We start from the raw sequence: 12,550 nt of genomic DNA on the forward strand, positions 1-12,550 counted from the left end.
AAATATTTGGATATAAAAGAAATTATGGAGATAATCCCTCATAGATACCCATTTTTATTATTAGATAGAGTTGAAAGTTTAGAGGATAATAAAATAGTTGCAATAAAAAATGTAACAATGAATGAGTATTTTTTTCAAGGACATTTTCCAGTAGAGCCAGTTATGCCAGGAGTGTTAATAGTTGAAGCACTTGCACAAGCTGGAGCAGTTGCACTTTTAAAAAGAGATGAATTTAAAGGGAAAATAGCATACTTCGGGGGGATAAATAACGCAAAGTTTAGAAAAAAGGTTGTTCCTGGAGATACATTAAGGTTAGAAGTAGAGCTTACTAAAATAAGAGGATCAGCAGGGATAGGAAAAGGAATTGCATATGTAAATGATAAAAAGGTTTGCGAAGCAGAATTAACCTTTATGGTAGGATAGTAAAGAGGTGTTTTTATGATTAGAAAGGTATTAATAGCTAACAGAGGAGAAATAGCAGTAAGAATAATTAGAGCTTGCAAGGAGCTTGGAATACAAACAGTAGCTATTTACTCAGAAGCTGATAAAGATGCTATGCATACTCAGCTTGCAGATGAAGCTATTTGTGTTGGAAAACCTAAATCAAAGGACTCATATTTAAATGAAAGCAACATTGTTAGTGCAGCAGTTATAACTAAGTGCAATGCAATTCATCCAGGCTTTGGATTCTTATCAGAAAATGCTGAATTTGCATCTATTTGTGAAGAGTGTAATATAAAGTTTATAGGACCAAGTAGCAAGACTATAAGCATTATGGGAGATAAAGCTAGAGCCAGAGAAATTATGAAAAATGCAGATGTTCCAGTAATACCTGGAAGCAATGGAATAGTTAAAAGTATCGACGAAGCATATATAGAGGCTAAAGAAATAGGATATCCAGTAATGATAAAAGCAGCTTTAGGGGGTGGCGGTAAAGGAATTAGAATAGTTCATAAAGAAGATGAACTTGAAAATGCATACTTTACAGCTAAATCAGAAGCTAAAGTGAATTTTGGCGATGATACAATATATATTGAAAAGTTTATAGAAAATCCTAGACATATAGAATTTCAAATCTTAGGTGATGAATATGGAAATATTATTCACCTAGGGGAAAGAGATTGTACTATACAAAGAAGAAATCAAAAGGTGTTAGAAGAAGCACCATCATCAATTTTAAGTGATGATTTAAGAGAAGAGATGGGAAGGGCAGCAATTAATGCAGCTAAAGCAGTAAATTATTTTAATGCAGGAACAATAGAATTTTTAGTAGATAAATACAGTAATTTTTATTTTATGGAGATGAATACAAGAATTCAAGTAGAGCATCCAATAACAGAAATGATAACATCAACTGATATTGTAAAGGAGCAAATAAAGATTGCTAATGGAGAAAGATTGAGTTTTTCTCAAGGTGAAGTTGAGATAAAGGGGCATGCTATTGAGTGTAGAATAAATGCAGAAAATCCTAGAAAAGGATTTATACCTTCACCAGGAAAAATTGAATTTTTAAATTTACCTGGAGGTAATGGAATAAGAGTAGATACAGCAGTTTATTCAGGATATACTATTCCTCCAACTTATGACTCAATGATAGCTAAGCTTATAGCTTATGGAAAGAATAGAGAAGAAGCAATTAATAAAATGCTTAGAGCACTAGATGAGTTTGTTATAGAAGGTATTGATAATAATATAGATTTTCAAATGGATATTTTAAATAATGAGAAATTTCGCTTAGGGGACTTTGATACTAGTTTTATAAGCAAAGAATATAATTTATAGTTGGTGAAAATTATGGGGATTTTTAAAAAGAGACAATACGGAGTTATTAACATAACTCCACAAGAAGATGAAAAAGATATACCTATAGTTCCAGATGGAACTTGGGTAAAATGTAATAAATGTGGCAAAATTTTATATAAAAAGTCTTTAGAAGAAAATCTTAATATATGTTCAAATTGTAATCATTATTTTAGGTTAGGTAGTTATGAAAGATTATCATATATTTGTGATAAAGATACTTTTAAAGAGTTTAATAAATATATGAAGTCTAAAAATCCAATGGATTTTCCAAATTACGAAGAAAAATTAAAGGCTAACGAAGAAAAGAGTGGTCATTCTGAAGCAGTAGTAACAGGAGAATGTCAAATTGGTGGAAATAAAACAATTATTGCAGTTATGGATTCAAACTTTCTAATGGGAAGTATGGGAACTGTAGTAGGAGAAAAATTAACATTAGCAATAGAGGAAGCTACTAAAAGAAAATTACCTATTATAATCTTCACAGCTTCTGGAGGAGCCAGAATGCAAGAAGGAATATTTTCTTTGATGCAAATGGCTAAAATAAGTAGTGCACTTGCAAAACATAGTGAAGAAGGACTTCTTTATATAACTGTTTTAACTGATCCAACAACAGGTGGAGTTACAGCAAGTTTTGCTATGCTTGGAGATATTATACTAGCAGAGCCTAATGCATTAATAGGTTTTGCAGGAAGAAGAGTAATAGAAGGAACTATAAAAGAGAAATTGCCTGAAGATTTCCAAAGTGCAGAATTTTTATTAGAAAATGGATTTATAGATAATATTATAAAAAGAGAAGATTTAAAAAAGGCTCTTTCAACTCTTTTGAAATTTCATAGGAATAAGGAGGTGTAGTTGTGAATAAAAAAATCAAGGCTTATGATAGATTATTAATAGCAAGAATGGTAGAAAGACCAACTACACTTGATTATATAGATAAAATATTTACTAACTTTTTTGAATTACATGGAGATAGATGTTATAAAGATGATAAATCTATAGTAGGAGGAATTGGGCTTTTAAATGGAAATCCAATTACTATAATAGGAATTCAAAAAGGAAAAGATTTAAAAGAAAATATGGAAAGAAATTTTGGATCTCCGCATCCAGAAGGATATAGAAAAGCTCTAAGGTTGATGAAGCAAGCCGAGAAATTTAATAGACCTATAGTTTGTTTTATAAATACATCTGGTGCATACTGTGGTGTTGGGGCAGAAGAAAGAGGTCAAGGGGAAGCAATAGCAAGAAATTTAATAGAAATAGCACAAATTAAAGTGCCTATAATTTCCGTAATAATAGGGGAAGGTGGAAGCGGTGGAGCTTTAGCTTTAGCTTGCGGAGATAGAGTTTGGATGCTTGAAAACTCTGTTTATTCTATACTTTCTCCAGAAGGCTTTGCATCAATACTTTTAAAGGATCCTTCAAAATCAAAGGATGTTTCGGAGATTATGGGAATAACTTCATATGAGCTTTTAGAAAGAGGAATAATTGAAAAGATAATAAAGGAACCTAGAGGAGGAGCTCATAAGAATCTAGAGTTAGTTGCAAGCTCTATAAAAGAAGAATTAATAAATGAATTTAAAATATTAAATAATAAATCTAAAGAGGTACTTTTAGAAGAACGTTATTTAAGATTTAGAAAGTTTAAATAAGTAATTTAATATTAATAAAAATGACTATAATGTAGATTTAATATATAAGGAGATGTCTTAGAAAATTATTTAATGTAAAATGTAGAATGCAAAATTGAGGTGCTATCTCATACTGAAATGCTTAAATTTATATTAAAAACTACTTTCAGTAGTTTTACTTTCATTCTAAACTTTACATTTTTAATTTTGAGATATCTCCTTTATTTATAAACTTTAATCTGTCATATAGCTATTAACTAATTCATAACATCTATTTTTTGTTGATTCATATAAAGATAAATTATATGCAACAAGTTCAAATGTTCCACCTTTATATTTATCAGCTTCCTCATTTGCTACAGTTTCTTTGTCTTCTATCCATTTTATTTGTTCATTTTGTAAGTTTTGCATTGTTTCTGGTGATAACTGATCTTTTAGTAAAGCATAAATTTCGTTTAATTCTTTATCATACATATCATAGGATATTCCATAATAACTTCTCATAGCATTTGTTACTCCAGCATCTGAATCTTTCTTTTCAGGTAAGGAATCAAGTTCTTTTTGTATATTATCTAATTTTTCTATAAATTCTTTTCTTCGTCCCTCTAGTTTAGTCACTTGACTTGGTGAATTAGATTCTTGAGTATTTTCATTTGTTTGTCCATTATTTGTTGAAGAACCGCTGTTTGTTGAAGAATATGAATCAGCGTTATTAGCATTATCAAATTCATTAGTAGTATCTTTTATTTGTTGCTTTTCTTCAATTTGTTGCTTTTCTTCAATTGGATTTTTATTATTTTTTGAGCATGATGTAATTGGAGCAGCTGATAATAAAATTACCATAATAAAAGCGATTTTTTTAATTTTCATTGGTACTCTCCTTTTAATTTATATACATATATATATTTTAATAATATATAACAATAAAGTTTACTATTTTTAAATAGATAAAATTATTCTATTTATAATTTATGGTATAAATAGAATGATTTAATTATAACACTAATTCTAATTTAATTCATATATTTATAATTATGTCAAAAACAGTATTATTATAGGTTCTAAATTATTTATTTTTGTTGGATAATATAGAATCTTTTAAAATTAATGCTATAATAAAAATATATTTTAAAAGTAATAAAAATGTATAATTTATAATAAAAATTAATTAACTAAATTCCAAGTTTAATATATTTATACATAATAAATTTTATCTTTAATTCTTAGCTATCGTAGGGGGGATTTAAATGAAAAGAAATGATTACATATCTTGGGATGAATATTTTATGGGTGTAGCAATTCTTGCTGGAAAGAGAAGTAAGGATCCTAGCACTCAAGTTGGAGCTTGTATAGTTGATAATGATAATAAAATTTTAAGTCAAGGGTATAATGGATTACCAAGAGGATGTTCAGATGATGAGTTCCCATGGAATAGAGAAGGTGATGTTCTTGAGACAAAATATCCATATGTAGTACATGCCGAACTTAATGCTATCTTAAATAGTAGAGGAACTAACCTTTATGGCTCTAAAATATATGTTGCCTTATTTCCGTGCAATGAATGTGCAAAAGCAATAATACAAGCTGGAATAAAAGAAGTAGTATATCTTTCAGATAAATATTCTGATTCTGATAATGTTAAAGCATCTAAAAGATTATTAAATGCGGCTGGAGTAAAGATGAGAAGACTAGAGCCTAAAAACAAAAATATAAATATATCATTAGATATAAGTGATATATAAATTATAAAATAATAAATGTCATATTGATTGGAGTAATATGGCATTTATTAAATAACTATACAATAAAATTAAAAAAAGATATTGATAATAAATTATTGTGGTGATATAATGTAATCAAATAAAATATTATTTGTTTTAATTAGGATTGTTACTGGAAAGCAGGCAAGACCTAAGCATTAAGTAAGTATATATTTGTGTATATTTACTTAATGTTTAGGTTTATTTTTATTTTCTGTAATATTACAGTAGGAGGCATCTATGAGGATTACACGTATAATAAACAATAATGTAATATGCGCTGTTAATGAAAGAAATCAAGAAAGGATTCTTTTAGGATCAGGAATAGGATTTCAGAAGAAAAAAGGCGATGAAGTAGATAAAAAGAAAATAGAGAAGGAATTCTTCTTAAAATCAAAAAATGTAGCAGGAAAACTATATTCTCTCTTAACCCAAATTCCAATGGAGTACATGAGAGTTACTGAAAATATCATAAAATATGCACAACAAAAGTTAGATCATGAGCTTAATGAAAATGTTTACCTTACATTAACAGATCATATTAGTTTCGCTGTTTCCAGACAAAAATCTGGGTTGCAATTTAGTAATGCACTTCTATGGGAAGTAAAAAGATTTTATCCAGATGAATTTAACATAGGACTAAAGGCTTTAGAATTAATAAATGAAGAATTTGATGTAGAATTACCTGAAGATGAGGCAGCATCTATTGCTATGCATGTTGTGAACTCAGAGTTGGGTTCTGAAAGTAATAGAGATACAATCAAGGTTACAGAGTTAATACAAAATGTGTTAAATATAATAAGATATCAATACAAAATAGACTTTAAGGAAGATGATTTATATTATACAAGATTTATTACTCATTTAAAGTTTTTTGCTTATAGGGTATTGAATAATAGTGAAGAAGTAAAAGAAGTAGATAAAGATTTTGAAGAAATAGTAAAGGTTAGATATCCTAAGGAGTATGGATGCAGTTTGAAAATTGCAGATTTAATAAAGAACAAATATAATAGAAGATTATCAGGTGATGAATTAGTATATTTAACTGTTCATATAAAAAGAATAACTATAAATGAAAATTAAATGAGATTATTTTTACTAGGATTGTTACTGATTAAGCAGGCAAGACCTAGAGTGTATGTAATAAATGGACTATTAATTATTTATTACATACACTCTAGGTCTTTTTTAATAAATAAAAATAATAGAAAAGGAGAAGGAAAATATGAACTATAAGAATTTAGCAACTGATTTATTGAAATTAGTTGGAGGAGAAAAAAATGTTGCAAGTGTTACTAATTGTATGACACGTTTAAGATTTAACTTAAACGATATTAGTAAGGCAGATGCTGAAGCAATTAAAAAACTACAAGGAGTACAAGGTGTAGTAAATAAAAATGGACAATTCCAAGTTATAATAGGAACTAATGTAAGTAAGGTTTGTGATGAATTTCATAAGCTTGGTAACTTTGGAGAGAATGAATCATCTTCAGAAGATAATGAGACAGGAATAATAAATAAGATATTAGGAACAATAACTGCTATATTTACTCCGGTTATACCAGCACTTGCAGGTTCAGGTATGATAAAAGCTGTATTAGCTATATTAAAGGCCTTTGGATTTGTAGATGCAGGTACTCAAACTTATATATTCTTAACATTTATAAGTGATACTGTATTTTATTTTTTACCAGTAATATTAGCATTTTCAGCCGCTAAAAGATTTAAATGTAGCCCATACTTTGCAGCTATATTAGGAGCAGCGTTACTTCATCCAAGTTTTTCTGCTCTAAATACAGGAGATCCAGTAAAGTTTTTTGGAATTCCAATAACTATGATTTCTTATGCATCTAGTGTTGTACCAATATTATTGATCATATATGCGCAATCATATATAGAAAGATTTGCTAAAAAAATATCACCTAATTCAGTGAAAGTATTCTTAGTACCGCTTATTACTATTTTATTAACTTCTATAATTGGATTTTCAATTTTAGGGCCATTAGGAAACATTGTAGGTAATGGTTTAGCAGTAGGAATGAACTTTATTAATGATAGAGCAGGATGGCTTATACCAGTAATAATGGGAACATTTACTCCATTCTTTGTAATGACAGGAATGCACTATTGTTTTGCACCAATACAGCAAATTCAATATGCTACATTAGGTTATGGGACTATTTTAGGACCAGGTATGTTAGCATCTAATATCGCACAAGCAACATCAGCATTAGTAGTTGGATTAAAGACTAAAAATAAGGACTTAAAGCAATTAAGTTTATCAAGTAGTATGACTGCTTATATGGGAATTACTGAACCAGCACTTTATGGTGTTAACTTCAAATTAAAGACACCACTTTATGCATCAATGATAGGTGGCGGAATAGCAGGGCTTTATGCAGGATTAACAGGAATAAGAACTTATGCATCTGCAACAGCAGGTTTAGCAGCTATACCAGTTTATATTTCAGATGACTTAGCAAATGTTAGAAATGCATGTATTACAATAGTTATATCAATTGTAGCAACAATAATTGCTTCTTTAATACTTGGATTTAAAGATGCACAAAGTGAAGATAATAAGACAGAAAAAAGTGACAAAAAAGAAAATAGTGCAGCTTCAGTAGTAGGTGAATTAGTAGTAAATAGTCCAATAAAGGGTGAGGTTCTTCCTTTATCAGAAGTTAAAGATGATGTTTTTTCTCAGGAACTTATGGGAAAAGGAATAGCAATTTTACCAACAGAAGGAAAGGTTTATTCACCAATTGAAGGAACTGTGGAATCTATATTTAAGACGAAGCATGCTATAGGATTAAGAAGTAAAAGTGGAGTTGAAGTTTTAATTCATATAGGAATTGATACAGTTCAATTAAATGGAAAGTATTTTACTTCTCATATAGAACAAGGAAATAATGTAAAAGTTGGAGATTTATTATTAGAATTCGATAAAGAAGGAATAAAAAATGAAGGTTATGATATAATAACTCCTGTTATAATAACAAATACAGCAGATTATATGGATGTTCTTCCAACAGAAAAAACATTCATAAATAAAAAAGAAACTTTAATAAGAATTCTTAAATAAGGAAGGGATATAAAGTGAGATCAATGTTTAATGATAACTTTCTATGGGGAGGTGCCATTGCAGCAAATCAATGCGAAGGTGCGTACTTAGAAGATGGAAAAGGATTATCAATTCAAGATATTATGCCAAATGGAATAATGGGTCCTATTTCAGAAGATCCGATAGAAGACAATCTAAAGTTAATAGGTATAGATTTTTACCATAGATACAAAGAAGATATAAAGTTATTTGCAGAGATGGGATTTAAAGTTTTAAGATTTTCTATTGCATGGTCAAGAATATTCCCAAAAGGTGACGAATCAGAACCAAATGAAAAAGGCTTAGAGTTTTATGAAAATGTAATTGATGAATGTTTAAAATATGGAATCGAACCACTTATAACACTTTCTCATTATGAAACACCACTTCATTTAGCTAAAGTTTATGATGGTTGGAGGGATAGACGATTAATAAAATTCTTTGAAAACTATTGTAGGGTAGTATTCGAGCGTTATAAAGGAAAGGTTAAGTATTGGCTAACATTTAATGAAATAAATTCAGTATTACATTTTCCTTTAATGGGAGCAGGAATTTTAACGCCTAAAGATAAGTTAACAAAGCAAGATTTGTATCAAGCTGCTCATCATGAATTAGTTGCAAGTGCTTTAGCTGTTAAATTAGCTCATGAAATTATGCCAAATGCAAAGGTTGGTTGTATGGTACTTGGAGTAGTTAATTATCCTATGACACCAAATCCAGATGATATGATAGCATCTATGGAGAGAGATAGGGACTTAATGTTCTTTACAGATATTCATGTAAGAGGAAAATATCCATCCTATACTAAAAAGCTATTTAAAGAACTTGGAATAAGCATAAAGATGGAAGATGGAGATGAAGAAATTTTAAGAAATACTGTAGATTTTATTTCATTTAGCTATTATATGAGTAAATGTACAGCTAAAGATATAAATAAATATGAAAAAGGAAGAGGAAATTTAACTTCAGGAGTTAAAAATCCATATTTAAAAGAATCTGAATGGGGATGGCAAATAGATCCTCAAGGATTAAGATATATTTGTAATTACTTTTATGATAGATATCAAAAGCCACTATTTGTAGTTGAAAATGGATTAGGGGCAATTGATAAACTTGTAGAAGTTAATGGTGAAAAAACTGTACTTGATGATTATAGAATTCAATATTTAAATGACCATCTTGTAGAACTAGGTAAAGCTATTGAAGATGGAGTAGAAGTTATGGGATATACTAGTTGGGGATGTATAGATTTAGTAAGTGCATCAACAGCTGAACTAAAGAAAAGATATGGATTTATCTATGTTGACCGTAATGATGATGGCACAGGTAGTTTAGAGCGTTATAAAAAGAAAAGTTTCTATTGGTATAAGGAAGTAATAGAAAGCAACGGAGAAAATTTAAAATAATAATATAAAAAGATGATTCTAGATTTAAGGGAATCATCTTTTTTATATTATTTAATAAGGCAAATGTATTTATTTGTAAGCATGTTTATATGTATAATATAATTGATATAATTATAAAATTTACAACTTGGAAATAAGTTGCTAATATATGTTAATATTCATACTATATAATTTAGTTAGATAGTAGATTTGGGGGAGAAATATGAGAGAAAATATATTAATTATAGAAGATGATAGAGATATAAGTGCAATTATATCATTAATATTAAAAGGAAAAGGATATAATTAAGAAATTACTAATATAGAATATAATTAATGAGTTAATTATATTCTATATTAGAACTTTTGGAGGGAATTATGTATATAGATGCACACACACATTTAGATTTTTTTGAAGAAAATATAGAAAAAGCAATTGAAGATATAAATAAGAATGGAATATTAACTTTAGCTAATAGTATGGATGTAGAAAGCTATATTAAGAATAAAGAATATAGCAAACAAAGCAAATTTATTAAGCCATGCTTTGGTATCCACCCATGGAAAGCAGCAGAATATAAAGGAGGTTTAGAAGAGCTTATACCATATATAGAAGAATGTGAAATAATAGGTGAAATAGGCCTAGATTATGTTTGGGTAGAGGATACAAGCACTTATGAAGCGCAAAGAAGGATTTTTAATTTTATATTGAACGAAAGTATTAAAAGAAATAAGTTTGTAAGTATTCATACGAAAGGTGCAGAAGAGGAAATTTATAATACTCTTAAAAAGTATAATTATAATAAGGCTATTATACATTGGTATAGTGGGGAAATAAGTACATTAGAGAAATATATTGAGCTTGGTTGTTATTTTACAATAAGTGTAGATATAGGTTATTCAGATAAAACTAATGAAGTTTTAGATAAAATACCATTAAATAAAATACTTATAGAAACTGATGGACCAACAGCATTAGAATGGGTAAATGGAGAGTATGGTTATCCAAGTGCAATAATAGATGTAGCTAAAAAAGTTGCAGATTATAAGAAGATAGATCTTAATGAATTACTGAAAAGTATAGAGAAAAATTATTCAAAAATCATTAATTAGAATAATTTAATTATAGGAGATATCGCAAAGACATTTAATTAAATTGTTTGATAACTCCTGTGTATAAATAAAGTCTTGTGTTGAGATATACATTAGATTTGGAAAGGGGGGAAGTTAAATGATGAATCTTATGTTTGTTGGGATACCAATGCTAATTATGATAGCAGTTTTAATTTTATTAGGTATGTATGTTTATAAAGTTATTCAAAATCAATCATCGTCTTTAAATATTATGATAATTGGAATATCAGTAATATTATTTTCTATTTTAATTTCAATGGCAACTATAAAAATAATAGTAGGAATTTTAGGACTTATAATTGTGCTATATGGAGCAAATAAAAGTAATAATTAGAATAAGTATATAATAATTAATTTATTTCTTAAATTTATTAGATAATAGGCTTCTTTAATTGATAAGGATTATTGATTAACTTGACATTTATAGTAAAGATGAATAAAATGGAATTATAAAAAGTAAATAGAAATCTGGGGGGGCAGCGAACTGCCTGAGATAAAATTGTTACTATTTTGACCCATGAACCTGATTTGGATAATGCCAACGTAGGGAGATTATTTGTTATTGAATAAAAATATACAAATTAAACTATAAAACAGTATTTCTAATCAGAGATACTGTATTTTTTTACGCTATGGACAAAATAGGATTTGTTTACTTTTAAATATATTAAGAAGGAGGAGAGGGCTATGTCACTTTGTAATGTAAGTCTTCAAGTTATACCAACAGTAAGTGAGGATAGAATTTATCCTGTTGTGGACAAGGTTATTGAATATATAGCATCTACTGGAGTTAAGTATGAAGTAGGGGCTATGGAAACAACAATGGAAGGTGAGTTTGAAGAACTATTAGAGATAGTAAAGAAATCTCAAGAAATTTGTACCGAAGAAGGTGCATCAAGAGTAGTATCTATGGTTAAAATAGATTATAAAAAAGAAGGCGTGACGATGGATGAAAAGATTAAGAAGTATAGGAAATAAGATAGCACCTATAGTTTTTATTTTAATTTTGTTAATTATATGGGAACTTATAGTTAATGTTGGAGGAATAGAAAAGTATATATTACCTGCTCCAACTGATGTTATAGAAGTATTAATTAAAGATTTCAAAAATATGATACCACATATTTTTGCAACTCTATATGAAGGTCTAGTAGGATTTTTAATTGCAATAGCATTATCTATTATATTAGCAATAATTATGGATATGGTTCCATTAATTAAAAGAGCTTTATATCCAGTTCTTGTTATTTCTCAAACTATACCAACAGTTGCTCTTGCACCATTATTTATAATTTGGTTTGGTTTTGGGGCGTTACCTAAAATAATAGTTGTAGTTATAGTGTGTTTTTTCCCTATAGTAATAAGTATAGTTGATGGACTTGAAGGTGTAGATAAGGATTTAATAAATCATTTTAAATTGATGGGAGCATCAAAATTTAATGTATTTTTACATTTGAAATTACCTTATGGAATGATAAATTTCTTTTCAGGTATGAGAATTGCAGCAACATACAGCATTATGGGAGCTGTAATTGGAGAGTGGCTTGGAGGCGATAGAGGTCTTGGGGTATATATGACAAGAGCAAGAAGCGCATATGCATTAGATAAGATGTTTGCATCAATAGTAATTATAGTTGCTATAAGCATGGGAATATTCCTTTTAGTTTCTTTAATGGAGAAGGTATTTACTCCATGGAATAATAAAAAACTAAGTATGAAGAAATAAAATTAAGAACA

General features: G+C 28.5%; 13 protein-coding genes and 1 riboswitch. Of the genes, 12 read left to right on the forward strand and 1 reads right to left on the reverse strand.

Going from position 1 to position 12,550, the window contains the following annotated elements:
* Positions 1-6: 6 nt before the first annotated feature.
* The 4 genes from fabZ to I2A75_RS04920 are packed head-to-tail and all read left to right on the forward strand — an operon-like array spanning position 7 to position 3,452.
* Positions 7-423 carry a 3-hydroxyacyl-ACP dehydratase FabZ gene (fabZ, locus tag I2A75_RS04905; protein WP_195263353.1) on the forward strand — a complete coding sequence of 139 codons (417 nt, stop codon included), beginning with the start codon at positions 7-9 and terminating at the stop codon, positions 421-423.
* Between the two features lie 15 nt (positions 424-438).
* The gene (locus I2A75_RS04910; RefSeq protein ID WP_195263354.1) at positions 439-1,782 is read left to right on the forward strand and encodes an acetyl-CoA carboxylase biotin carboxylase subunit; all 1,344 of its coding nucleotides are present in this window, start codon (positions 439-441) and stop codon (positions 1,780-1,782) included.
* A gap of 12 nt (positions 1,783-1,794) precedes the next feature.
* Positions 1,795-2,655, forward strand: a complete 861-nt coding sequence (gene accD, locus I2A75_RS04915; RefSeq protein WP_195263355.1) for an acetyl-CoA carboxylase, carboxyltransferase subunit beta — start codon at positions 1,795-1,797, stop codon at positions 2,653-2,655.
* A gap of 2 nt (positions 2,656-2,657) precedes the next feature.
* Positions 2,658-3,452: an acetyl-CoA carboxylase carboxyltransferase subunit alpha gene (locus tag I2A75_RS04920; protein WP_195263356.1), complete on the forward strand. Its 795-nt coding sequence runs from the start codon at positions 2,658-2,660 to the stop codon at positions 3,450-3,452.
* Between the two features lie 213 nt (positions 3,453-3,665).
* Here I2A75_RS04920 and I2A75_RS04925 read toward each other — a convergent pair whose 3' ends face one another.
* Positions 3,666-4,301: a lysozyme inhibitor LprI family protein gene (locus I2A75_RS04925; RefSeq protein ID WP_195263357.1), complete on the reverse strand. Its 636-nt coding sequence runs from the start codon at positions 4,299-4,301 to the stop codon at positions 3,666-3,668.
* Between the two features lie 377 nt (positions 4,302-4,678).
* Between I2A75_RS04925 and I2A75_RS04930 the strand changes: the two genes are divergently transcribed.
* The 8 genes from I2A75_RS04930 to I2A75_RS04965 all read left to right on the forward strand — a co-directional run bounded on the left by I2A75_RS04930 (position 4,679) and on the right by I2A75_RS04965 (position 12,539).
* Complete coding sequence (locus I2A75_RS04930) at positions 4,679-5,173, forward strand: dCMP deaminase family protein (RefSeq protein WP_195263358.1); 495 nt, start codon at positions 4,679-4,681, stop codon at positions 5,171-5,173.
* Between the two features lie 258 nt (positions 5,174-5,431).
* Positions 5,432-6,274: a PRD domain-containing protein gene (locus I2A75_RS04935; protein ID WP_195263359.1), complete on the forward strand. Its 843-nt coding sequence runs from the start codon at positions 5,432-5,434 to the stop codon at positions 6,272-6,274.
* A gap of 142 nt (positions 6,275-6,416) precedes the next feature.
* Entirely contained in the window at positions 6,417-8,276 is a 1,860-nt protein-coding gene (locus I2A75_RS04940) for a beta-glucoside-specific PTS transporter subunit IIABC (RefSeq protein ID WP_195263360.1), read from the forward strand.
* A 14-nt stretch (positions 8,277-8,290) separates the two neighbouring features.
* Positions 8,291-9,700: a 6-phospho-beta-glucosidase gene (gene ascB / locus I2A75_RS04945; protein WP_347707752.1), complete on the forward strand. Its 1,410-nt coding sequence runs from the start codon at positions 8,291-8,293 to the stop codon at positions 9,698-9,700.
* A 357-nt stretch (positions 9,701-10,057) separates the two neighbouring features.
* On the forward strand, positions 10,058-10,792 hold the full coding sequence (locus I2A75_RS04950; protein ID WP_195263361.1) for a TatD family hydrolase: 735 nt from the start codon (positions 10,058-10,060) through the stop codon (positions 10,790-10,792).
* Between the two features lie 118 nt (positions 10,793-10,910).
* Positions 10,911-11,147 carry a hypothetical protein gene (locus tag I2A75_RS04955; protein WP_195263362.1) on the forward strand — a complete coding sequence of 79 codons (237 nt, stop codon included), beginning with the start codon at positions 10,911-10,913 and terminating at the stop codon, positions 11,145-11,147.
* 125 nt (positions 11,148-11,272) lie between these two features.
* A riboswitch (TPP riboswitch) is annotated at positions 11,273-11,380 on the forward strand.
* Between the two features lie 120 nt (positions 11,381-11,500).
* Positions 11,501-11,791 carry a thiamine-binding protein gene (locus tag I2A75_RS04960; RefSeq protein WP_195263363.1) on the forward strand — a complete coding sequence of 97 codons (291 nt, stop codon included), beginning with the start codon at positions 11,501-11,503 and terminating at the stop codon, positions 11,789-11,791.
* Entirely contained in the window at positions 11,763-12,539 is a 777-nt protein-coding gene (locus I2A75_RS04965) for an ABC transporter permease (protein WP_195263364.1), read from the forward strand. Before I2A75_RS04960 ends, I2A75_RS04965 begins: the two co-directional genes overlap by 29 nt.
* The last annotated feature ends 11 nt before the right edge of the window (positions 12,540-12,550 follow it).

The sequence above is a fragment of the Clostridium sp. 1001275B_160808_H3 genome (assembly GCF_015550425.1).
Taxonomy (GTDB): Bacteria; Bacillota; Clostridia; order Clostridiales; family Clostridiaceae; genus Clostridium.

Coding starts and splice junctions, on each gene's coding strand:
- I2A75_RS04960 (WP_195263363.1), top strand. CDS start 11,501: ATGTCACTTTGTAATGTAAGTCTTCAAGTTATACCAACAGTAAGTGAG.
- I2A75_RS04940 (WP_195263360.1), top strand. CDS start 6,417: ATGAACTATAAGAATTTAGCAACTGATTTATTGAAATTAGTTGGAGGA.
- I2A75_RS04950 (WP_195263361.1), top strand. CDS start 10,058: ATGTATATAGATGCACACACACATTTAGATTTTTTTGAAGAAAATATA.
- I2A75_RS04935 (WP_195263359.1), top strand. CDS start 5,432: ATGAGGATTACACGTATAATAAACAATAATGTAATATGCGCTGTTAAT.
- I2A75_RS04910 (WP_195263354.1), top strand. CDS start 439: ATGATTAGAAAGGTATTAATAGCTAACAGAGGAGAAATAGCAGTAAGA.
- I2A75_RS04930 (WP_195263358.1), top strand. CDS start 4,679: ATGAAAAGAAATGATTACATATCTTGGGATGAATATTTTATGGGTGTA.
- I2A75_RS04955 (WP_195263362.1), top strand. CDS start 10,911: ATGATGAATCTTATGTTTGTTGGGATACCAATGCTAATTATGATAGCA.
- I2A75_RS04965 (WP_195263364.1), top strand. CDS start 11,763: ATGAAAAGATTAAGAAGTATAGGAAATAAGATAGCACCTATAGTTTTT.
- I2A75_RS04925 (WP_195263357.1), bottom strand. CDS start 4,301: ATGAAAATTAAAAAAATCGCTTTTATTATGGTAATTTTATTATCAGCT.
- accD (WP_195263355.1), top strand. CDS start 1,795: ATGGGGATTTTTAAAAAGAGACAATACGGAGTTATTAACATAACTCCA.